Genomic DNA, 21,175 nt, shown 5'->3' with positions numbered 1-21,175 from the left:
TGACCTTGGCCGCTTTTTATTAAGCCACGGCTTGGCAACTGGCATAAAAACGTCTAGCGGGTATACTTGGCGCCGGATTTTATACCTGCAGGCAGCCATGGCCAGAGCCGATTACCGCACCTTGGTGCGCGACAACTACCGCCGATTAAGCCAGTCTATTCAAGGCTTTACCCCCCGCCGGGAGCAGAACTACCTGGTGGCGGAAATCGGCAAGGTATTGCTGGGGCACTACGACAGCGCCAGACGTATCCTGGTGGCCGAAGCGGGCACCGGCATCGGCAAATCCCTCGCCTACCTGCAGGCCGCCATTCCCTGGGCCCGGCTCAGCCAGAAAAAAGTCGTCGTCTCCACCGCCACCCTGGCGCTGCAGGAGCAACTGGTCAACAAGGACCTGCCCCTGTTCCAGCCCCACTGCCAGCCCGGTTTTACCTTTACCCTGGCCAAGGGCCGGGCCCGCTACTGCTGTGTGCGCCGGCTGGAGGCCCTGGCACTGGGCGAAAACCAGCTCGGCCTGTTCGAGGCCGCCGCGGGCCTTACCCCCGCCCAGCAGCAACAGCTGGCCGGGCTCTGGCAGGCCTGGTGCGACCAACGCTGGCCCGGCGACCGGGACAGCTGGCCGGAACCCATCGACGATGGCCTCTGGCAACAGCTGCAGGCCGAACGGCACAGTTGCCAGCCGCTACTGGGTCACCGGCACTGCCCCTTCCACCTGGCCCGGGCCGAGATCGACAAAAGCGATGTGGTGGTGGTCAACCACGCCCTGCTGCTGGCGGATCTCGCCATGGGCGGCGGCGTGCTGCTGCCCGAACCCGAGCAATGCCTTTATATACTGGATGAAGCCCACCATATCGCCGCCGTGACCCGGGAGCAGGGCTCGGCCCGCCTGCCGCTCGGCCTGCACCGGCGGGCACTGGAGCAATTCAACAAGCAGCTCGGCGGCGTTCACGATCTGCTGGGCGAGGAAGACCAGCCGCGCTTCGCCCGCTTGCAACAGGCGCTGCAACAGCTGATCCCCGCCCTGAACCAGCTCTATCGGCAACTGAGCGGCGCCCTCTCGCGCCAGGAGCTGACACCCGATGAGCAGGGCTGCCTGCGCTTTGCCGCCGGGGAGCTGCCCGGTTTTCTGCTCGAGGCCCTGGTAAGCCTGAAGGAAGACAACAAGCTCTTTGCCCGTGGCCTGGAGCGGGTGCAGGCCGCGCTGGGCGAACAGCTGAAGCGCCAGCCGGCCAAAGCGGGCGCCATCGAGGCGGCCCTGGCCGCCCTGAGCCAGCAACAGTTGCGGGCCGAGCAAACCCGGGATCTGTGCGAACTGATGCTGCGCGCCGGCCACCCCAAACAGCCGCCCCCGGCCCGCTGGCTGGAGCAGGACCGGCAGGAGCTGACCCTGTGCGCCACCCCCCTGGCGGTGGGCCATTTGCTGGAGCAGTGGTGCTGGTCGCGGGCGGCGGCGGCGATACTGGTGTCGGCCACCCTGACCGCCCTTAACGACTTCGGTTATTTTCGCCGCGCCGTGGGGCTCAGGGCGGACGACGGCAGCCGCTACCTGCGCCTCGACTCCCCCTTCGATTACCAGAGCGCCAGGCTTATCCTCCCCCGCCTGGACTGCGAACCCACGGATGCACGCTTCGACCAGTTGCTGTGCGAGCAGATCCCCGCCTGGCTCGAGGGACAGGCCGCCAGCCTGGTGCTGTTTTCTTCCTACCGGCAGATGCAGGCCGTGGCCGAGGCCCTGCGGGCCCGGGGCCAGTCCCTGCTGGTGCAGGGGGAAGCCAGCCGCCAGGCCCTGCTGCAACTGCACAAGCAACGATGCGACGGCAACCAGCCCAGCGTGCTGTTCGGCACCGGCAGCTTTGCCGAGGGGCTGGACTTGCCCGGCCATTACCTGACCAACCTTATCATCACCAAGCTGCCCTTTGCCGTGCCCACCTCGCCGGTGGAAGAGGCCATGGCCGAATGGGTCAGCCTGTGCGGCGGCAACCCCTTTATGCAGTTGGCCATGCCGGAAGCCTCCCGCAAGCTGATCCAGGCCTGCGGCCGGCTGCTGCGCACCGAAACCGACCATGGCCGTATCGTGCTGCTCGACAAGCGCCTGGTCAGCCGCCGCTATGGCGCCGCCCTGCTGGACGCCCTGCCCCCCTTCAGCCGGGAGCTGCCATGAGCCTGGACATTTCCGTTTACCTGTTGCTGGCCGCCACCGGCCTGGTCGCCGGCTTTCTCGACGCGGTGGCGGGCGGTGGCGGCCTTATCACCATCCCCGCCCTGCTCAGCGCCGGCCTGCCGCCGCACCTGGCACTCGGCACCAACAAGGTGGCCGCCAGCCTCAGCTCGCTGACCTCCGCCAGCACCTTCTACCGCCAGCGGCTGTTCGCGCCCGCCTTCTGGTGGCGGGCCTGCCTGGCCGCCGCCCTGGGCGCCCTGCTCGGCACCCTGCTTATCAACCAGATCAGCGCCGCCTGGCTGGAAAAGGCCCTGCCGCTGCTGATCCTGATGGTGGCCGTCTATACGGTGCTCAACCGCAAGCGCGAGCCCCAGGGCAATCAGCTGCCCAGGGCCGATCGGCGGCTGCATCGCCGCCAGTGGGGCCAGGGCCTGCTGCTCGGCGCCTACGACGGCGCTTTCGGCCCCGGCACCGGCGCCTTTCTTATCGTCTCGGGCATGGCCCTGTACCGGCTGAATATCCTGCTGGCCTCGGGCCTGGCCAAGTCGATGAACTTTATCAGCAACGTCGTTTCCCTGCTGACCTTCATCGCCCTGGGCCAGGTGGACTGGGTGCTGGGACTCACCTTAAGCCTCGGCATCATGGCCGGCTCCTTTATCGGGGCCCGCTCCGCCATTCGCTTCGGCGGCGGCTTTATCCGCCCCATTTTCGTGCTGATGGTGCTGGCCATTTCCATCAAGCTCGCCTGGCAGGCCTGGTTTTGATCGTTGCGCTCGGCCCCATTAATTGCCACAATCTCGCGGTTTAGTGGGTATTTGGTTCAATTACTTAGCAACCCGTTACGGGAATCATAATGGCTCAGGAGCCCCTGATGAAAATGCGTTCTACCCTCGTCGCCCTGGCCGTTGCCGGCCTGTCTTTCGGTGCCAGCGCGGCCACCTTCGAAGCCCAGCAGCCCTACCAGATCCATCTGGTCGACGGCGAGAAAACCACCAGCACCATCACCAAGTCGGTGCACAGCGTGACCATCGGCGAAGGCAAGCACCAGTTTGCCGTGGCCTACAGCAAGGACTTCTCCACCCGCACCGATAGCCGGGTACTGAATGGCAACCCGGTGATCATCACCCTGGACGTGCCCGCCGATGCCCAGTTGGCCCTGGACTATGCCGAGCCCGTCAATTACCAGCAGGCAGTTCAGTTCCTGCGCGAGCAGGACAGCCGGGTGAAGGTGGTCGACAAGGCCACCGGCCGGGTAATGGAAGCGGACATCTTCACCATCCCCACCCCCGCCGGCCTGGATACCGGCCGCGGCATTCAGGACTACCTGCAGGAGCAGGGCAAGGCCTTCAGCGGCCGCACCGACGCCGCGGTCGCCGCCGCCCAGGCGAAATTCGGTGACGCCGCCGTTGATGCCGACGCCCTGGAAATGCTGCAGCACTGGTGGAACGCCGCCGACAAGGACACCCGCCGCGCCTTCCAGATCTGGATGATCCAACAGCAGTAAAACCGGCAGGCTGATAAAAAAGGGGCGGAGTCAATTTTTAATTGACTCCGCCCCTTTTTGCTCTGTAGGTGCCGCTTTAGCTGGCACAAACCGGCGGGGACAGGGCACCGAATGTCCATGTTCGCCGTTTGCCGGTTTGCGCCACGTAAACGGGCGCCTACGGCCTCCCCATAACCGGCATCTGCCGCCGGGCCCGTAGCCGGCGCTTGAGCCACCGGGGAATACTTCCGAAGATCGTCAACGGGTGCTTAGCACTTCAGAAGCTGGAGCCAGGTTGTTCCAGGAACTGTTTTTCCTCTTCCGTGGATACCCGCCCCAGTATGGCGTTGCGATGGGGATAGCGCCCGAAACGGGCGATGATGTCCCGGTGGCGCAGCTCGAATTCCAGGTTGTCCGCCAGGCCGTTCTTCTCGAACAGCGCCAGGGCCACGTCGTGCACCTTGAGCGACTCGCTGTGCATAAAGGGCATGTACAGGAACAACCGCTCCTGCTGGTTCAGCCCCTTTTCGGCACCACTGCTTATCGCCTCCTGGGCCAGTACCAGGGCCATGCCATCGGCGGCGAAGGCCTGGGGTTTGTCCCGGTAAATGTTGCGGGAGAACTGATCGAGCACGATGATCTCCGCCAGCCTCCCCCGGGCCCGGGTGCGCCATTCGAACAGCTCGCCCAGGCAGGCCTGGATGTGCAGCCGGCCGAAGCGTTGGCAAATCAGCTCGTCCAGGGACGGATCCTTGAGCCACCACCGCTCGGGAGACAGCTCTTCAAACCAGAAATCCAGTACAGACTGATACATGAGGTTCCCCTATACCGTGACTATCTGGCCACAGTATAGGGGATGAGGGAGGGATTAAAACACCAGGTGGGCGATAAGGGCGATCACCGGCAGGGTAACCAGGGTCCGCAGCAGGAAGATCACGAACAGCTCGACGATATTGACCGGGATCTTGCTGCCCAAGAGCAGGGCGCCCACTTCGGACATGTAGATAAGCTGGGTGACCGACAGGGCGGCAATCACGAAGCGGGTCATGTCGCTCTCGATGGAGGTGGCGAGAATGGCCGGAATAAACATGTCGGCAAAGCCCACCACTATGGTCTCGGAGGCGGCGGCGGCTTCCGGGATCTGCAGCAGCTCCAGCAGCGGCACGAAAGGCAGGCCCAGCCAGGTGAACAACGGCGTGGTTTCGGCGATCACCAGCGCCAGGGTACCGAAGGCCATCACCACCGGCAGCACGCCGAACAGCATGTCCAGGGCATTGTGCACGCCGGTGCGGGCCACCTGCCCCATGCTTTTCACCTTGCCGGCCCGGGCCAGGGCAAGGGCGTAACCGTGACCCAGGCGGGAATAGCCGGCGGGGGTGTTCTCATCGTTGGCCGGCCGGGGTTCGCCGTTGATAAAGGTGTCTTTCTTCCAGCACAGCGGCGGCAGCCGCGGCACCACTATGGCCGCCACTATGCCGGCCAGGCACACCGCCAGGTAGAACTGCACGAACATGTGCTCCAGCTTGACCTGGGCCAGCACCACCAGGCTGAAGGTGATGGACACCGCCGAGAAGGTGGTGCCGATCACCGCCGCTTCGCGCTGGGTATAGTGATGGCCTTCGTACTGCTTGCTGGTCAGCAGTATGCCCACGCTGCCATCGCCCAGCCAGGAGGCCATGCAATCCACCGCCGAGCGGCCGGGCAGGCGGAACACCGGGCGCATCAGGCCGGTGAGCAGGGTGCCCACGAACTCCAGCAGGCCGAAGTCCAGCAGCAGCGGCAGCAGCAGGCCGGCGAAGATGAACACCGCGAACAGCACCGGCAGCAGGTCGTTCAGGACCAGGCCGCCGGTGTCGCCGCTGTACAGCAGTTCGGGGCCGGACTGGGTGAACACCATCAGCACGAAGGCCGCGCCCAGCAACCGGCTTACCAGCCATACCGGCCGCACGTTGAACAGGGTGTTCAGGAACAGGCTGCGGGTCACCAAGGCCGGCTTGAACAGGGTGGTAAACAGCGACAGCAGGGCCGAGAGGGTGATGAGCACGGTGACGATGGCCGTCAGCCAGTCGGACAACAACGCCTGCAGGCTCTTGGCCAGCACCGCTATCATGATGGTGAGATCACCGTTGTAACTGACCGGAGTCATAAACAGCAATATGCCCGCGAGCGAGGGCAGCAGGAACATCAGCAGGTTTCGCTTGCTGGCCTCGGCCTGCACCGTCAACGTCTTTTCCATGGTTACTCCTTCCTTATCGGGCAACAGCACCCAACTCGGCTATAAAAAGGTAAAAACCGCACTTTTATGCAGTTCAGCCAACCAACCCAGAATAAAAACAACGTTTTAGCGAATAAGTTGCCAGTAAACTGATGGATTGCTGAATACTTATTTTATAGCCAAATATATTTAATCAAAAGATAAAATCAAAACATAAACCCACAAAAATAGATCTTGTTAGATATTTGTTCTGTATTGTTAATTTCAGGGGTGGAGTATAAGGATTTTGTCCGCGCATGCAAACAGATCAGGTGCACAAAACGGAAACAAGCGGGAAAGATGATAGGGGAAGACGCTTCGGGATGGATGGCGTGTGCTATCCCTGCCACTCTCGTCGGCGGCAAACGATGTTTGCAGACTGGCACCTGGATGGTGGAGCGCAGGCGGCCCGCCTGCTTTCCCGCGCAGCGGGAACCCTCGGACTGGCCGATCACAGCACAGGGTGAAAGAGGCTCGAGGCAGAACAGGCATCACGGGTTGGGTTGTGCCTTCGCCCACCTCGGTGCCACCCTCATGCGGGCGGGCCGCCCGCGCCCCACGTAACCGTAGCCTTAGCCGTAGCCGTAGCCTTAGCCGTAGCCGTAGCCAGCGCTTTAGCTGCCGGAAGTACTGCCGGGTATAGCTGCCGGAAAATACCGCGTCAGGCCGGACAGACCCCGGCGAACGGTAACACGCCCTCCCCTATTTCCTGCGCAACAAAAAACAGAGTTCGTCAAAGAAGCGCCGCTCGCCGCTCGCCACCCTGGGGTTGCTGTTGCCCTCTTCGATGCGATCCAGCAGGGTCACCTCGAAGTCGGCCCCGAACAGGCGCCTTACCTCCTGCTCGTTGACGGCGAAGGGCGGCGACTCGTGCTGCACCGGCGCGTAATCCAGGGTCACCAACAGCATGGCGGCACCCGGATTGAGCAGTCGCGCCAGCAGCCGGGCATAAAGCGGCCTGACCGGCTCGGGCAACGCGACCAGGGCGGCCCTGTCGTAGGCGGCGTCGAAACGCCGGCCCAGGGACTCCGCCTGGAAGAAATCACCCTCGTACAGACTGAAGCCGCCGGCCTGCCAGCACAGGTAGTGCACCAGCTTTTGCTGCTGCGCTAGTACCCCTGCCTCACCGAAGAAGTCCCGGATGGCCAGTGGCGAAAGCTCGAAGCCGGCGATATTGTGGCCCTGCTCCGCCAGCCAGTGCATGTCGCGGCTCTTGCCGCACAGGGGAACCAGTACTTCGGTGTGCTCGGGCACGCCAAGGCGATGCCAGTGGCGGCCGAGCAGTTCGTTGATCTCTTGCTGGTGAAAGCCGATCCGTGAGGATTGCCAGCGCTGGTGCCAGAATTGTGCGTCCATGTCATCTCCCGCAATACAAAAGGAGGATAACTATCTCAAGACTCAACCGGGCATTTCAAGCGGCCTTGAACTGGTTGCTGCCGGCGTCGTAATGATAGCCAATCCGGGCCATGCGGGCGTTTACATGGCCGCTGTCCAGCTCATACAGCGCCAGCAAGGCCTCCAGGCTTTCACACTCCAGCCGCAGTTTTTCGTTGATGATGCTGAGCAGCATATGATCGTCCATATGCTCCAGTTGAACCTTGTTCATGGCCTGCCCCCTTGTCGTGCCTGTCTGCTCAGTATAGATCGGCACCAAACGCCGGCGAGGCCGAGATACTGTAAATTTAAACAGTATTTTTCTTGACCTCTGCGGTTGATGATCGATACTGTATATATAAACAGTAAATCAACAGGGAGTGCATATGGCTACCGTCTTGCTGTCTCGCAAACAGGTCTTTTCCGTACCGTCCAGGCAATGGCATCAGCCGGTGTCCAAGGCGCCGCTGGTGGAGTGGTTTGACGGATGGAACAATGCCGGGCAATGCCAACTGCTGGCTGAACTCGCCGCCATCAGCCATGAACGGCGCGGATGGATCCTTATGCTCAACACGCCCGCGCCCCTGTCGCGCCGCCTGCTGGCCGACGCCGGGGTAGATCCGGCGCTGGTTATCGACATGGGTAACAAGGTAGAGCAACAACAGTTGCTGCTGCGGGCCATGGCCTATAAAAGCATAGCCGCCGTGGTGTGCTGGCAATGGCGGCAGCCTGCCGGGCAGCAGCAGTTGCTTGAACAGGCGGCACAACGGCACCACAGCCGAGTGTTCCTGGTCGCAACGGGCAGTGAAGAGCCGGCCTTGCACTAACTCCAAGCGGTACCCACAGACGCATGTAGCCGGCGGAACATACCACACCGGCCCCGTAGCCGGCGCTTTAGCCGCCGGAACATACCACACCGGATCCACAGGCACCCCGCCGGTTGCCGGTTTGCGCCACGTGAACGGGCGCCTACAGGGCAGGCGCCGCGCCCGCAGGCGACACCTGCACCCGTAGCCGGCGCTTTAGCCGCCGGGAAATGCTTATTTGAAGGTAACCACCATGACCTATAGCGAAGCATTGGCAGGTAGAGTTTCCCTACCGCATCAGGCATACCATGTAACGATTTGTACTCATCATCGGCAGCCTTTTTTCTACGATTGGCGGAGTGGTCGCCTGGTTGTACAGGAACTCAAATACATGCAGCAGCAGATGCATGTTCAATCTCTGGCATGGGTGCTGATGCCAGATCATTTACATTGGCTGATGCAGCTTGATGAAACCACTTTCCTGACTCGAGCTTTACATACGTTCAAAGGGCGCTCGGCCAAAGCGGTAAATCAGTTCCTTGGGCGCAAAGGCAGTCTGTGGCAACGAGGCTTTCATGACCATGCCATCAGAGGAGATGAGGATTTACGGCAAACGGCACGGTATATTGTTGCAAATCCATTGAGAGCACAGTTGGTCAAGCACGTGGCCGATTATCCATTGTGGGACGCCATATGGTTGTAGCAGCGCTGTAGAACTCAAATAATGTCGATACTCCGCGCCCCTGTCGCCGGTCCGTGGCCACCGAAACATGCCACACCGGCCCCGTAGCCGGCGCTTTAGCCGCCGGAAAATGCCACACCGGATCTACAGGCACCCCACCGGTTGCCGGCTTGCGCCACGTAAACGGGCGCCTACGGAACCACCACCCACCCGTAACCAGCACCGGTACCCACAACCGGCGCCCGTGGCCGCCGGAACATGCCTTCCTGGCCGTAGCCGGCGCTTTAGCCGCCGGGAACACCCCACCGGAGCCACAAGCACCCCGCCGGTTGCCGGTTTGCGCCACGTAAACGGGCAACTACAGGGCAGGCGCCGCGCCCGCAGGCGACACCTGCACCCGTAGCCGGCGCTTTAGCCGCCGGGAACACCCCACCGGAGCCACAGGCACCCCACCGGTTGCTGGTTTGCGCCACGTAAACGGGCGCCTACGGAGCCTGTGCCGGGGTCACAGGCTCATGTGGAAAAGATGGTCACACCAGTTCGCGGCAGACCAGATCCATCATCATGCGGATATGGGCGAGCTGGTCATTGAGGGCGGGGATATAGTGGTAAGCTTCGCCACCGGAGGCCATGAAGAGCTCCCTGTTCTGCTCGGCGATCTCTTCCAGGGTTTCGAGGCAATCGGCGGAAAAGGCGGGGCAGATCACGTCCAGCCGCTTGATGCCCTCCCCCGGCAAGGCTTTCATGGTGTCGTCGGTATAGGGCTGCAGCCACTCTTCGCGCCCGAAGCGGGACTGAAAAGTAGTGCGCCACTGGTGGCGCTCCAGCCCCAGTTCGGCGGCCAGCAGCTCGGAAGTACGGTGGCACTGCTGGCCATAGGGGTCGCCTTCATCTTCGTAGCGCCTGGGGATGCCGTGGTAGGAGAGCAACAGCAGTTCGCCGCGCCCGTGCTGTTCCCAATGCCGACGCACCGACTCGGCCAGTGCCTGGATGTAGCCGCTGTGGTCGTGGTAGTCGTGGATAAAACGAAAAGCCGGCACCAGACGCTCTTTTTTCATCAGCCGGGCCCAGCCATCGAACACCGACGCGGTCGTGCTGACCGAGTACTGGGGATAAAGCGGCAGCAAAACCACCCTGTCCACCCCGGCCGATTTCAGCTCCTGCCAGGCCGTTGCCAGGGAGGGTTCACCATAGCTCATGCCTAGCGCCACCGGCATGTCGATGCCCGCTTCGTTCAGCGCCTCGGCCAATGCCGCCTGCTGGCGCCGGCTGATCACCATCAGCGGCGAGCCTTCCTCCCACCAGATGGACTGATAAAGCCTGGCGACCCTGGGGGAACGAAAGGGCAGAATAATGCCGTGCAGCAACGGGCACCACAGGGCCCGGGGAACATCGACTACCCGACGGTCGTGCAGAAACTGGCTGAGAAAGGTCTTTACCGCCTTGGCGGTGGGGGCTGAGGGGGTACCCAGGTTAACCAGTAAGACGCCTGTTTTCACCTTGTTACCATATCCTGAATAGCAAAGGCCGGAAGCCACAGGCTCCCGGCCGAAGAACGATGGAATTAGGACAGAATGTCGGTCAGTTCGCGGCTGACTTGCTCGACCGACTGGGTGCCGTCCACCTTGTAGTGGCGAGTGCGGCCGGCTTCGGCCTCTTGCTTGTAGTAGTCGATCAGCGGCGCGGTCTGCTCGTGGTACACCGCCAGGCGCTTGCGCACCGTGCTCTCCTCGTCGTCGGCACGGATCACCAGCTCTTCGCCGGTCACGTCGTCCTTGCCTTCCACCTTGGGCGGGTTGTACACCAGGTGGTAAACCCGGCCCGAGCCCGGATGCACCCGGCGGCCGCTCATGCGCTTGACGATTTCCTCGTCCGGCACCGCGAATTCCAGCACATAATCGACGGGAACGCCGGCGTCCTTCATGGCGTCGGCCTGGGGGATGGTACGCGGAAAGCCGTCGAGCAGGAAGCCCTTGGCACAGTCGTCTTGGCTGATGCGTTCTTTAACCAGACCGATGATGATATCGTCGGAAACCAGTTGTCCTTGATCCATGACTTCCTTGGCTTTCAGCCCCAGCGGGGTGCCGGCCTTGATAGCGGCTCGCAGCATGTCACCGGTGGAGATTTGCGGAATGCCGAACTTCTCCATGATGAATTGAGCCTGCGTTCCCTTACCCGCGCCCGGAGCACCCAGCAAAACGATGCGCATAACAGCGTCCTCTTTTGATTAATCATTCGTAATTTGGGGCCTGATTGTGGCATGACACCGGCATGGGAACAAGGGAGAGGACGGCCCTGTTAGACCTATTGATGATATTGACGGCAAACCTCGGTATTAAAGCGGTATCGAACGCACCCCGCGTCCCCGCAGGGAAATATCCTGGCCCGGACAACGCCGGCTGCGCCCGGCCCTGGCCTCCATCCGCGCCGGAGATGGGCACTACACTGAACGTAAGGCATGGGTAATATGGGTATTCGAGCGGAGATCCGGGCATGCAGCTGCAGACATTCGGCGCGAACAAGCGGGGCCGCGACTTCGCCATCGGCGATCTGCACGGCTGCTATGAAGCACTGCGCTCCTGCCTGGCCGATGCCGCTTTCAATCCCGAACGCGATCGCCTGTTCAGCGTGGGCGACCTGATCGATCGGGGCCCCCGCTCCCTCGATTGCCTGGACCTGGTGTTCGAGCCCTGGTTTTTCGCGGTGCAGGGCAACCACGAACAGATGATGCAGGCCGCCCTGGAATGCGCCAGCCCCGGCGCCCTCGCCCACTGGCTTATGAACGGCGGCCAGTGGGGCTTCGAGTACGACTGGGCGGAGCTGAAGGCCTATGCCCGTAGCGCCCTCGCCCGCATGCCCCATGCCATCGAAGTGGAGCTGAGCGGCAACAAGGTCGGCCTGGTGCATGCCGAAGTCCCCGAGCAGGACTGGTACAGCCTGCACCGGCCACTCACCCGGGACCAGCTTGCCCAACTGGTATGGGCCCGGGAGCGGCTGGCCCGACGCGACCCCACGCCCATCGCCCACATCGATCTGGTCCTGGCCGGCCACAGCATAGTCCCCGCCATTACCCGCCTCGGCAACATGCTGTATATCGACACCGGCGCCTTCACCCCCGAAGGCCATCTGACCCTGTTGGAAATCCGCAGCTGGCTCTGAGCCGCCTAGCCTGGCACCACAGCACCATGCCGGTTGGCCCTGGCTCCGGTGGCCAGGATACAGTGTGATGCCACTTGCTAGCAATTTTATAACAATTAGTTAGCAAAAATAACCACCGTCAGGCAAATGGATGTGATAAAGGAAACGCGATGGATAACACAAGAGACAAAACGGCATGGTCGGCCATGCTCCTGGCTTCTGCCATGACGTTTTCTGCCGGGGCCGTTACGCCCGGGGGAGAAGCCGAAACCATCTACTACAATGCCCGGGTCATGACCGTCAATGACCACTTCGACATCACCGACGCGGTGGCCATCAAGGCGGGACGTATCATGGCGGTCGGCAGCCATGCTCAGTTGCAGGAGCTGGCCGGAAACGATACCCGGCAGGTCGATCTGCAGGGCAAGTCCCTGCTGCCCGGCTTCTATGACGGCCATATCCATGTGGGGACAGGCCCCCGCCCCTTCGGCGCCACTTTCAATATTCCCACCCCTGATCAGTTAACAGAGATACTGGCCCGGGAGGCCGCCAAGGTGCCGGCCGGTGACTGGCTGGTCGGGCTGATGAATCGCCCCCATTGCCATATGCAGATGCCCAACCGCTGGGAGCTGGACGCCATCGTACCCGACCACCCGGTGATGCTGGCCTGCGGCGTGCTCAAGCTCACCCTCAACTCCAAAGCCATCGAGCTGGCCGGCTTGAGCAAGGACACGCCGGAGCCCAAGGATGGGCTTATCGTGCGGGACGAACAGGGCGAGCCGCAGGGCGTACTGACCATGGGTGCGCGACGCTACGCCACCCGGGTCATCCCCAATCCGGCGTTGAGTGACGACAGCGCCCGGGACAACCTGCGCGCCCAGTTGGCAAAATTCCTGCCCATGGGGGTCACCAGCGTCAATATCGCCGGCGTGCGCCCGAACGAGTTGCGCCTGATCCAGGATGTCTACCAGCGCTGGGGGGACGAGCTGCCCCGAGCCACCCTGCAGATTTTCCTGTTTCCCGGCTACGACGATGTCGACACCAGCCTCGCCGAGCTGGAAGGACTCGGTTTTCGTACCGGTATCGGTAATGACCGGCTGAAGCTCGGTGCCATCAAGATGAGCATGGACGGCGCCATCGCGGTACCGGACTTCAGGACCCTCAAACCCTACGACGGCAAGGTACGTTTCGATGAACGGGGCCCCTGGGAAAACCGGAAGGGCGATTTCAACGGCGTGACTGTGATCCCCAAGGACAGCCTGTACCGGGTGGCCAGCCGGGCCCATGAGCTGGGCTGGCAGCTCGGCATCCATACCATAGGGGATGGGGCCGTGGTCGAGGCGGTCGAGGTGCTGGAGCGGGTACTGCGGGAGTACCCCCGAGAGGATCATCGCCACCATCTCCATCACCTGACCATCAGGCCGCCGGAGGAGACCCTCGCCAAGATCGCCGAGCTGGACCTGATCGTCGACACCCAGCCCAACTATACCTACTACAACAACGCCTTTATGCTGGCGGCGGTGAGCGGCAACCGGCTGGAGCGGCAGAATCCACAACGCTCCCTGCTGGAGCGCGGCATCCGCATCGCCTACGGCTCGGACGGCCTGCCCCATGGTCCCCTGCTCGGGATCTGGGCGGCGGTGAACCGTCTCGGCCATGACGGCAAGGTTTATGGTGCCGAAGAGGCGATTTCCGTGGAAGAGGCGATCCGGGCCTACACCCGGGGACCGGCCTACCTGACCTTCGACGAACAGGAGCGCGGCAGCATCGAGGTGGGCAAGGTAGCGGATCTGGTGGTGCTGGCGGAAGACCCCCTGAGCGTCGTTCCGCTACGGCTGCGGGATCTGGCGGTGGAAAGAACCATTATCGCCGGGCAGGAGCTGTTCCATGGCTCCCATGTCGAGCCCTACCATCAGCGGCCGCCGACGCCCTGAAAAAGCAACGCCCTGCGAAGGCAGGGCATTGCTGGGGATGGAAGGAAAACCGCCCCGGTGCGCCGGGGTGGTTTACTGTTTAGCCCAGCAGCAGGCGGTTGACCCGGGCCACGAAGGCGGCCGGGTCTTTCAGGCCGCCCTGCTCGGCAAGCTGGGCCTGCTCCAGCAGCAGCTGGGACCACTCGTTGAACTGCTCGCCTTCGGCCAGGCTTTCGAGCTTTTTCACCAGCACGTGATCCGGGTTGAGCTCCAGGATGTACTTCTGCTCCGGCACCGGCTGGCCGGCGGCGCGCATCAGCTTGATCATCTGGGTGCTCATGTCGTGCTCGCCGGCCACCACGCAGGAGGGGGTGCTGGTCAGGCGGTGGGTCAGGCGCACTTCCTTCACCTCGTCGCCCAGGGCGGTCTTCACCCGCTCCAGCAGGGGCGCCAGGGCTTCCTTGGCTTCTTCCTGGGCCTTTTTGGTTTCCTCGTCGTCCAGCTCGCCCAGGTCCAGCTCGCCCTTGGTCACCGACACGAACTGCTTCTCTTTATAGTCGCTGAGGTGGTTCATCAGCCACTCGTCCACCCGCTCCCACATCAGCAGCACCTCGATGCCCTTCTTGCGGAAAATTTCCAGGTGCGGGCTGTGGCTGGCGGCGGCGTAGCTGTCGGCGGTGATGTAGTAGATCTTGTCCTGGCCTTCCTTCATCCGGCCGAGGTAATCGTCGAGCGACACCGTCTGGGCGTCGGTATCGTTATGGGTGCTGGCAAAACGCAGCAGGCCGGCGATCTGTTCCCGGTTGGCGTAGTCTTCGGCCGGGCCTTCCTTCAGCACGTTGCCGAATTCCTTCCAGAAGCCCTGGTACTTGTCGGCATCGTCCTTCGCCATCTGCTCCAGCATGCCCAGCACCCGCTTGGTGCAGGCCTTGCGCAGCTGGGCGGTGATCTTGTTGTCCTGCAGGATCTCGCGGGAGACGTTGAGCGGCAGATCGTTGGAGTCGAGCACGCCCTTTACGAACCGCAGGTAGGTGGGCATGAACTGCTCGGCGTCATCCATGATAAACACCCGCTGCACATAGAGCTTGAGGCCGTGGCTCTGATCCCGGTTCCACAGGTCCCAGGGCGCCTTGGCGGGCACGTACAGCAGGCTGGTGTATTCCTGGTTGCCTTCCACCTTGTTGTGGCTCCAGGCCAGGGCGTCCTGCCAGTCGTGGGAGATGTGCTTGTAGAATTCCTGGTATTCCTCGTCGCTCACCTCGCCCTTGGCGCGGGTCCACAGGGCGGTGGCCTTGTTCACCTGTTCCCACTCGCCTTCGGTGGCGAGCACTTTTTCGCCGTCTTCTTCCCGCTCGGGTTCACCCTCTTTCCACATTTCCACCGCGATGCTGATGTGGTCGGAATACTTGCCGATGATGCTGCGCAGGCGCCAGTCGTCGAGGAACTCCTGCTCCTCCTCGCGCAGATGCAGGATCACATCGGTGCCACGACCGGGCTTGTCGATGTCGGCCACGGTGAAGGTGCCGTCGCCGTCGGACTCCCAGCGCACGCCGCGATCGGCGGGCTGGCCGGCGGCCCGGCTCAGCACCGTGACCTTGTCGGCCACGATAAAGGCGGAGTAGAAACCCACCCCGAACTGGCCGATCAGCTGGGAATCCCTGGCCTGGTCGCCGGACAGCTGGCTGAAAAAGGCCTTGGTGCCGGACTTGGCGATGGTGCCCAGGTGCTCGATCACCTCGTCCCGGGTCATGCCGATGCCGTTGTCGGAGATGGTCAGGGTCTTTTTATCCTTGTCCAGGATCAGGCGCACCCGCAGGTTGCCGTCGTTCTCATAGAGTTCACTGTCAGACAGGGCCTTGAAGCGCAGCTTGTCGGCGGCGTCGGCGGCGTTGGACACCAGCTCGCGCAGAAACACCTCTTTGTTGGAATAGAGGCTGTGCGCCATCAGGTTGAGCAGTTGTTTGACTTCGGTTTGAAAACCATGAGTTTCGGTATGCACGGCTTCTGACATGATAAGTTCCTTGCTTGGTTTAACCTACAGCCTGAAAGATGGGGTTGCCGCGCGGGATTTCAAGGGCTGGGTGGAAACAAAGCCGGAAGCCGGAAGCCGGAAGCCGGAAGCCGGAAGCCGGAAGCCGGAAGCCGGAAGCCGGAAGCCGGAAGGATCTTCCAGCTTCAAGCTTCAAGCTTCAAGCTTTAGTCAGTAGTAACTGCGTCCTTCTTCCGCCAGTCGGCGCAGGGCGTCGCAGGGGGCGAAGCGTTCGCCGTACTTGCGGGCGTATTCCTCCATTTTGGCGACGATGGCGCTAATGCCCTGCCGGTGCATATGGTGGAAGGGGCCGCCGCTGAAGGGCGGGAAGCCGATGCCGAAAATGGCGCCGATGTCCCCGTCCCGGGCCGAGGCCACCACCCCTTCGTCCAGGGTCATGGCCGCCTCGTTCAGCATCAAGAGCACGCAGCGTTCGGCCATGTCCCCGGCCGGCAGCCGGCCCTGGGGCTTGACGCCGAGCAGCCTGTAGACGCTCTCGTCCACCGGCTTGCCCTTCTTGTCGAACCGGTAGAAGCCGCGGCCGTTCTTCTTGCCATGGCGCTTGTCGTCCAGCAGCTTGCCGAAGGCCTCCGGCGCCTTGAAGCGGCTGCCCAGCTCCCGCTCCAGGATGGGGGAGATCTTGGACGCCACGTCGATGCCCACCTCGTCCAGCAGGGTGATGGGCCCCACCGGGAAGCCGTAGTCCACCAGGGCCCGGTCGATGGCCTCGATGGGCTCGCCTTCCAGCAGCAGCCGCGCCGCCTCGTTGAGGTAGGGGGCGAGGATGCGGTTGACGTAAAAACCGGCCTTGTCCCGCACCACTATGGGGGTCTTGCCCTGGGCCCGGGCCAGCTTGATGGCGGTGGCCACCGTCTCGTTGCTGGTGCCCGCGTGGGGAATGATCTCCGCCAGCGGCATCTTGTCCACCGGGCTGAAGTAGTGCAGGCCCAGCACCCGCTCCGGCCGCGTCGCCCCTTCTGCTATCTGGTGGATGGGCAGGGAGGAGGTGTTGGAGGCGAACACGACATGGGCCGGGCAATGGGCTTCCACCTCGGCCACCATCTTGCGCTTCACTTCCAGATCCTCGAACACCGCCTCCACCACCATGTCGACCCGGCCGAAGCCGCTGTAATCCAGGGTGCCGGTCATCAGCGCCAGTTGGCGCTGCATCTCGGTGGCGCGCAGTTGCTGCTTCTTGACCCTGGGCGCGAGCAACTGGTGGGCGGTGGCCATGGCCTGGTTGATGCCGTTGTGGGCAATGTCCTTGATGCGCACCGGCAGCCCCGCCCTGGTGGCGGTGACGAAGGCGATGCCGCCGCCCATCAGGCCGCCGCCCAGCACCCCGATGCGCTTGAGCGCCATGGGCTCGGCGCCCTGGAAGGTTCTTTCCTTTTTCATCTCGGTGGTGGCGAAGAACAGGTGGCGCAATGCCGCCGACTCCGGCGTCATCACCAGCTCGCCGAACGCCCTGGCCTCGGCGGCCAGGCCCTTGCTCATGCCTTCTTCCAGCCCGGTGCGCACCACTTCCAGCAGCTTTTCCGGCGCCGGATAGTTGCCGCGGGTCTTGTGGCGCAGGGCGCTCAGCGCCTTGTCGAACACCAGCTTGCGCCCGAAGGGGTTGGCCTCCAGCGCCAGGGTCTTGAGATCCTGCTTGCGTTTGTGCTTCGGCTTGCCCTTGCGGGCCAGGGCGATGGCGGTGTCCAGCAGTATGCTGTGGGGCACCATATCGTCCACCAGGCCGGCTTTCAGCGCCTGCTTGGGCCGCAGCTGCTTGCCGGTGAGCATCATGTCCAGCGCCCTGGTCAGCCCCACCAGCCGGGGCAGGCGCTGGGTGCCGCCGGAGCCGGGCAACAGGCCGAGCTGCACTTCCGGCAGCCCCAGGCGGGTGATGTCGTCGTCGCTGCACACCCGGCCGTGACAGGCCAGGGCCAGCTCCAGGCCGCCCCCCAGGCAGGGGCCGTGAATGGCGGCGATCAGCGGCAGTTTCAGCGCCTCCAGGGTGGTGAAGATTTCCTGGCCGGCCCGGGCCAGGGCTTGCGCCTCGCCGGCGCTCTGGCAGGCGGCCAGCATGTTGACGTCGGCGCCGGCCACGAAGGAGTCGGGCTTGCCCGAGCAAAGCACCAGCCCCTTGAGGCTGGCGTCGGCCTGGATGTCGTCCAGCAGGGCGCGGATCTCCCCGGCAAAGCTCGCCCGCAGGGTGTTCATGCGTTCGCCCGGCACATTCATGGTGATGATGCCGATGCCGTCGTCCTTGCGCAGGGTGAAGGTCGGTTGTTGTTCGCTCATTCTGCTGCCTCCAGTACCATGGCCGCGCCCAGGCCGCCGGCGGCGCAGGCGGTGGTCAGCGCCAGGCCGCCGCCACGGCGGTTAAGCTCTCTCAGGGTTTGGGTGATCATGCGCGCGCCGGTGGCGGCGAAGGGGTGGCCGTAGGCCAGGGAGCCGCCCAGCACGTTGAATTTGGCCATGTCCACTTGTCCTATGGCCTGGCCGCGACCCAGCTCGCGCTCGGCGAAGGTCTGGCTTTCGAACATCTTGAGGTTGGCCAGGGTCTGGGCGGCGAAGGCCTCGTGCATGTCGACCAGATCCATGTCCGCCAGGGTGCAGCCGGCGCGCGCCAGCGCCAGGGGGGTGGCGTAGCTCGGCCCCAGCAGCATGTCCTGCCACACATCGATGGCGGCGTAGGCGTAGCTGCGCAGGTAGCCGAGCGGCCTGAGGCCCAGCTCCCGGGCGCGGGTCTCGGTCATCATCAGCACACAGGCGGCGCCGTCGGTGAGCGGGGTGCTGTTGGCGGCGGTCACGCTGCCGTGGCGCTTGTCGAAGGCGGGCCGGAGTTTGGCGTAATCCGCCAGGCTGGATTCGGTGCGGATGTTGTTGTCCCGCTCGAAGGGCGCCTTGAAGGGCGGCGCATAGGTGGTCATTACTTCCTCGTCGAGCAGTCCCTGCTGCCAGGCCCGGGCCGCCAGCTGGTGCGAGCGGTGGGCCAGCTCGTCCTGCTCCAGCCGGCCGATGCCGTGGCTCTTGGCCATCTGCTCGGCGGTCTGCCCCATGGACAGGCCGGTGGAATATTCCGCCACCGCCGGCGGCACCGGCGCCAGATCTTTCAGCTTGAGCCGGCGCAGAATACCGAGCCTGGCACTCAGGGTTTTCGCCTTGCTCAGGTCGAGCAGGGCATCGGCCAGCCGGCTGGATACCCCTATCGGCAGCACCGAGGAGGAATCGGCCCCGCCGGCGATGCCTACCTGGATATGGCCGGCCATCATCGCCTCGGCGACGTTGGACACCGCCTGGAAGCTGGTGGCGCAGGCCCGGGTTACGCTGTAGGCGTCGGTGCCCACCGGCAGTTCGGTGCCGAGCACGATTTCCCGGGCGATGTTGGGAGCCTTGGGCATCTGCACCACCTGGCCGAACACCAGCTGCTGCACTTCACCGGCCTCCATGGGGGTGCGCGCCAGCAGCTCGGCCACCACCATGCGGCCCAGATCCAGGGCGGGAATGCCGCGATAGGCGGTGGCTTGCCGGGCGAAAGGGGTTCTCAGGCCGGAGACGATGGCGATGCGATCGCCGGCTCTGGTGGTTAAGGGGTTAGTCAGCGTCATGTCTGCTCCTTGTTGGCAAGAGGTCTGACCTCACGGCCATATTAACAATGGCCCTACAAGTTTTAAACAGGTGATTGAAATTTTTCCTGAGGCCGGCCAGCCCGTTTACGTGGCGCAAACCGGCAACCGGTGGGGTGCCTGCGTCTCCGGCGCGAGTATTCCCGGCGGCTAAAGCTCCGGCTACTGTCGCATCCCCCTGCAAGAGTGAGTAGACTGATAGAAGCCACCCCTAGCCCACGGTGAATGATGATTTCCATATTCAGGCGAAAGAAGACAAAGCCGGATGCGGTCTCTAACAGCATGAAGATAAAACAAAAGCGTTACGAGGCGCTGGTGTATGCCTTGCATGGCGATCTGTTCCGCTATGCTTACTGGCTATGCCACGATCGGCAGGTGGCGGAAGACTTGGTGCAGGAAACCTTTCTGCGCGCCTGGAAGGCGCTCGACAGTCTGAAGGATGAAAAAGCCGCCAAGGCCTGGCTTATTACCATACTGCGGCGGGAAAACGCCCGCCGGTTCGAACGCAAGCAGTTCGATCTGGTCGATCTGGAAACGGTGCCCGTGGCCGACAAGCAAAGCCTGGGGCCGGAGCAGGACATGGAAAACGAATGGCTGCGCCGGCATATCGCCGAGCTGGCAGTGGAATACCGGGAACCGCTGCTGCTGCAGGTCATCGGCGGCTTCAGCGGAGAGGAAATAGCCGAGATACTGGACTTGAACAAGAACACCGTAATGACCCGCCTCTTTCGCGCCCGCAACCAGCTGAAAGAGGCCCTGGAGCAGGACAAGAGCACACGAGGCCGCTGCAATGGATGATCTGGAATTTCGCCGTCGGGCTTATGCCGATCCCTGTGACAAGAGCCCGGAGTTTGTATCCGCATCTACCGCCAACGCCGGCAACCGGCAGTTCATGGAAGAATTGAAAGAGTTCAACCGCAAGCTGGAGCGGGCACTGAGCGAACCCGTGCCTCCGGCCCTGCCCGATAAACTGATGCTGTCCCATCTGCTGCGCCAGCCCGACCAAAAGGAAGGGCTGGGCTGGCGCCACCTGGCGGTGGCCGCCTCCATCGCCTTCGCCCTCGGTTTTTCCACCCGGTTCATGCAGTTATCGGCGGAGTCCGGCAATCTGCCGCCCTCGGTGGCCAAGGTGGCGATGCACCATGTGCAGATGGAAATGCCCTTTACCCGCTATGTCGACGAAGAGCTGACCCTGGCCACGGTCAACGCCAAGCTGCGCCCCTACGGCGCCAGGCTGAGGGACATCGCCGCCGTCGGCAAGATCTACTACGCCAATCACTGCATGTTTGGCGGTGGTCCGGCGGCCCACCTGGTGATCCAGGGGGAGTTTGAGCGCGTGCACGTCTTCCTGGTGCCCATGGAGCGCGCCTTGCAGATCGTTGCCGAGTTTTCCGACGCCAACCTCCACGGCGAGGTGATCCCCATGACCTACAACCGCCTGGTGGTGGTCAGCGACAGGCAGGAGAACGTGCATTCGGTGGCCGAAAGGGTCCGGGCATCGCTGGAAAGAGCGCTTTGACCTGTTGCCGGTACGTGCCGGTGCGTGCCGGTGCGTGCCGGCTAAAGCGGCACCTACAGCGGCACCTGCAGCGGCGTCTACAACGGCACCTGCAAGGCCGCCTGCAATCGTAGGCGCCCGTTTACGTGGCGCAAATTCATCAACGGCATCCATCCTGTCGCCTTGGCGCCGCCTGCCCGCCGGCTGGAACGCCGGTGGCGGCCCC

Annotated in this window: 18 protein-coding genes; 9 read left to right on the top strand and 9 right to left on the bottom strand. The window is 63.2% G+C overall.

Going from position 1 to position 21,175, the window contains the following annotated elements; genetic code table 11:
* Positions 1-97 precede the first annotated feature (97 nt).
* The 3 genes from dinG to CGX12_RS01525 all read left to right on the top strand — a co-directional run bounded on the left by dinG (position 98) and on the right by CGX12_RS01525 (position 3,662).
* Entirely contained in the window at positions 98-2,158 is a 2,061-nt protein-coding gene (gene dinG, locus CGX12_RS01535; RefSeq protein WP_094038135.1) for an ATP-dependent DNA helicase DinG, read from the top strand.
* Complete coding sequence (locus CGX12_RS01530; RefSeq protein WP_094038134.1) at positions 2,155-2,922, top strand: sulfite exporter TauE/SafE family protein; 768 nt, start codon at positions 2,155-2,157, stop codon at positions 2,920-2,922. Before dinG ends, CGX12_RS01530 begins: the two co-directional genes overlap by 4 nt.
* A gap of 107 nt (positions 2,923-3,029) precedes the next feature.
* Positions 3,030-3,662 (top strand): YccT family protein, encoded by a 633-nt coding sequence (locus tag CGX12_RS01525; protein ID WP_094038133.1) that lies wholly within the window; start codon positions 3,030-3,032, stop codon positions 3,660-3,662.
* A 256-nt stretch (positions 3,663-3,918) separates the two neighbouring features.
* Here CGX12_RS01525 and CGX12_RS01520 read toward each other — a convergent pair whose 3' ends face one another.
* From CGX12_RS01520 to CGX12_RS01505, 4 genes are all read right to left on the bottom strand, one after another.
* Positions 3,919-4,455 carry a DUF924 family protein gene (locus CGX12_RS01520; protein ID WP_094038132.1) on the bottom strand — a complete coding sequence of 179 codons (537 nt, stop codon included), beginning with the start codon at positions 4,453-4,455 and terminating at the stop codon, positions 3,919-3,921.
* 54 nt (positions 4,456-4,509) lie between these two features.
* On the bottom strand, positions 4,510-5,877 hold the full coding sequence (locus CGX12_RS01515) for a YjiH family protein (protein WP_094038131.1): 1,368 nt from the start codon (positions 5,875-5,877) through the stop codon (positions 4,510-4,512).
* Positions 5,878-6,597: 720 nt separating this feature from the next.
* Positions 6,598-7,251 carry a thiopurine S-methyltransferase gene (locus CGX12_RS01510; protein WP_094038130.1) on the bottom strand — a complete coding sequence of 218 codons (654 nt, stop codon included), beginning with the start codon at positions 7,249-7,251 and terminating at the stop codon, positions 6,598-6,600.
* 55 nt (positions 7,252-7,306) lie between these two features.
* Positions 7,307-7,501, bottom strand: coding sequence for a DUF4250 domain-containing protein (locus CGX12_RS01505; RefSeq protein ID WP_094038129.1), 195 nt, complete (start codon positions 7,499-7,501; stop codon positions 7,307-7,309).
* Positions 7,502-7,655: 154 nt separating this feature from the next.
* On the opposite strand from CGX12_RS01505, the gene CGX12_RS01500 reads away from it, so the two are divergent.
* Entirely contained in the window at positions 7,656-8,096 is a 441-nt protein-coding gene (locus CGX12_RS01500; RefSeq protein ID WP_094038128.1) for a hypothetical protein, read from the top strand.
* A gap of 232 nt (positions 8,097-8,328) precedes the next feature.
* Complete coding sequence (locus CGX12_RS01495) at positions 8,329-8,778, top strand: REP-associated tyrosine transposase (RefSeq protein ID WP_094038127.1); 450 nt, start codon at positions 8,329-8,331, stop codon at positions 8,776-8,778.
* A gap of 509 nt (positions 8,779-9,287) precedes the next feature.
* On the opposite strand, the gene hemH is transcribed toward CGX12_RS01495, so the two are convergent.
* Complete coding sequence (hemH, locus tag CGX12_RS01490) at positions 9,288-10,256, bottom strand: ferrochelatase (RefSeq protein ID WP_094038126.1); 969 nt, start codon at positions 10,254-10,256, stop codon at positions 9,288-9,290.
* Positions 10,257-10,321: 65 nt separating this feature from the next.
* On the bottom strand, positions 10,322-10,966 hold the full coding sequence (adk, locus tag CGX12_RS01485; RefSeq protein ID WP_094038125.1) for an adenylate kinase: 645 nt from the start codon (positions 10,964-10,966) through the stop codon (positions 10,322-10,324).
* Between the two features lie 284 nt (positions 10,967-11,250).
* On the opposite strand from adk, the gene CGX12_RS01480 reads away from it, so the two are divergent.
* A complete protein-coding gene (locus CGX12_RS01480; RefSeq protein ID WP_094038124.1) occupies positions 11,251-11,916 on the top strand; it encodes a metallophosphoesterase in 666 nt (221 codons plus the stop codon).
* 149 nt (positions 11,917-12,065) lie between these two features.
* Positions 12,066-13,829, top strand: coding sequence for an amidohydrolase (locus CGX12_RS01475; RefSeq protein WP_094038123.1), 1,764 nt, complete (start codon positions 12,066-12,068; stop codon positions 13,827-13,829).
* A 79-nt stretch (positions 13,830-13,908) separates the two neighbouring features.
* Here CGX12_RS01475 and htpG read toward each other — a convergent pair whose 3' ends face one another.
* From htpG to fadI, 3 genes are all read right to left on the bottom strand, one after another.
* A complete protein-coding gene (gene htpG / locus CGX12_RS01470; RefSeq protein WP_094038122.1) occupies positions 13,909-15,819 on the bottom strand; it encodes a molecular chaperone HtpG in 1,911 nt (636 codons plus the stop codon).
* 189 nt (positions 15,820-16,008) lie between these two features.
* Positions 16,009-18,123, bottom strand: a complete 2,115-nt coding sequence (gene fadJ / locus CGX12_RS01465; protein ID WP_094038121.1) for a fatty acid oxidation complex subunit alpha FadJ — start codon at positions 18,121-18,123, stop codon at positions 16,009-16,011.
* Positions 18,120-19,433: an acetyl-CoA C-acyltransferase FadI gene (gene fadI, locus CGX12_RS01460; protein WP_094038120.1), complete on the bottom strand. Its 1,314-nt coding sequence runs from the start codon at positions 19,431-19,433 to the stop codon at positions 18,120-18,122. The genes fadJ and fadI overlap by 4 nt, the downstream gene beginning before the upstream one ends.
* Before the next feature lie 243 nt (positions 19,434-19,676).
* On the opposite strand from fadI, the gene CGX12_RS01455 reads away from it, so the two are divergent.
* The gene (locus CGX12_RS01455) at positions 19,677-20,249 is read left to right on the top strand and encodes a sigma-70 family RNA polymerase sigma factor (RefSeq protein ID WP_198401712.1); all 573 of its coding nucleotides are present in this window, start codon (positions 19,677-19,679) and stop codon (positions 20,247-20,249) included.
* The gene (locus CGX12_RS01450; protein ID WP_094038119.1) at positions 20,242-20,970 is read left to right on the top strand and encodes a DUF3379 family protein; all 729 of its coding nucleotides are present in this window, start codon (positions 20,242-20,244) and stop codon (positions 20,968-20,970) included. Before CGX12_RS01455 ends, CGX12_RS01450 begins: the two co-directional genes overlap by 8 nt.
* Positions 20,971-21,175: the final 205 nt, after the last annotated feature.

The organism is Zobellella denitrificans, from assembly GCF_002237365.1.
In the GTDB taxonomy this organism is placed as follows: Bacteria; Pseudomonadota; Gammaproteobacteria; order Enterobacterales; family Aeromonadaceae; genus Oceanimonas; species Oceanimonas denitrificans.
This window is presented reverse-complemented; position numbering and strand designations above follow the sequence as displayed.

Excerpts from the sequence above, each read along its gene's own strand:
- CGX12_RS01515 (WP_094038131.1), bottom strand. The coding sequence starts at position 5,877 with ATGGAAAAGACGTTGACGGTGCAGGCCGAGGCCAGCAAGCGAAACCTG.
- CGX12_RS01475 (WP_094038123.1), top strand. The coding sequence starts at position 12,066 with ATGGATAACACAAGAGACAAAACGGCATGGTCGGCCATGCTCCTGGCT.
- CGX12_RS01495 (WP_094038127.1), top strand. The coding sequence starts at position 8,329 with ATGACCTATAGCGAAGCATTGGCAGGTAGAGTTTCCCTACCGCATCAG.
- CGX12_RS01530 (WP_094038134.1), top strand. The coding sequence starts at position 2,155 with ATGAGCCTGGACATTTCCGTTTACCTGTTGCTGGCCGCCACCGGCCTG.
- dinG (WP_094038135.1), top strand. The coding sequence starts at position 98 with ATGGCCAGAGCCGATTACCGCACCTTGGTGCGCGACAACTACCGCCGA.
- CGX12_RS01505 (WP_094038129.1), bottom strand. The coding sequence starts at position 7,501 with ATGAACAAGGTTCAACTGGAGCATATGGACGATCATATGCTGCTCAGC.
- adk (WP_094038125.1), bottom strand. The coding sequence starts at position 10,966 with ATGCGCATCGTTTTGCTGGGTGCTCCGGGCGCGGGTAAGGGAACGCAG.
- CGX12_RS01500 (WP_094038128.1), top strand. The coding sequence starts at position 7,656 with ATGGCTACCGTCTTGCTGTCTCGCAAACAGGTCTTTTCCGTACCGTCC.
- CGX12_RS01455 (WP_198401712.1), top strand. The coding sequence starts at position 19,677 with ATGATGATTTCCATATTCAGGCGAAAGAAGACAAAGCCGGATGCGGTC.
- fadI (WP_094038120.1), bottom strand. The coding sequence starts at position 19,433 with ATGACGCTGACTAACCCCTTAACCACCAGAGCCGGCGATCGCATCGCC.
- htpG (WP_094038122.1), bottom strand. The coding sequence starts at position 15,819 with ATGTCAGAAGCCGTGCATACCGAAACTCATGGTTTTCAAACCGAAGTC.
- CGX12_RS01525 (WP_094038133.1), top strand. The coding sequence starts at position 3,030 with ATGAAAATGCGTTCTACCCTCGTCGCCCTGGCCGTTGCCGGCCTGTCT.
- CGX12_RS01510 (WP_094038130.1), bottom strand. The coding sequence starts at position 7,251 with ATGGACGCACAATTCTGGCACCAGCGCTGGCAATCCTCACGGATCGGC.
- CGX12_RS01480 (WP_094038124.1), top strand. The coding sequence starts at position 11,251 with ATGCAGCTGCAGACATTCGGCGCGAACAAGCGGGGCCGCGACTTCGCC.
- CGX12_RS01450 (WP_094038119.1), top strand. The coding sequence starts at position 20,242 with ATGGATGATCTGGAATTTCGCCGTCGGGCTTATGCCGATCCCTGTGAC.
- fadJ (WP_094038121.1), bottom strand. The coding sequence starts at position 18,123 with ATGAGCGAACAACAACCGACCTTCACCCTGCGCAAGGACGACGGCATC.
- CGX12_RS01520 (WP_094038132.1), bottom strand. The coding sequence starts at position 4,455 with ATGTATCAGTCTGTACTGGATTTCTGGTTTGAAGAGCTGTCTCCCGAG.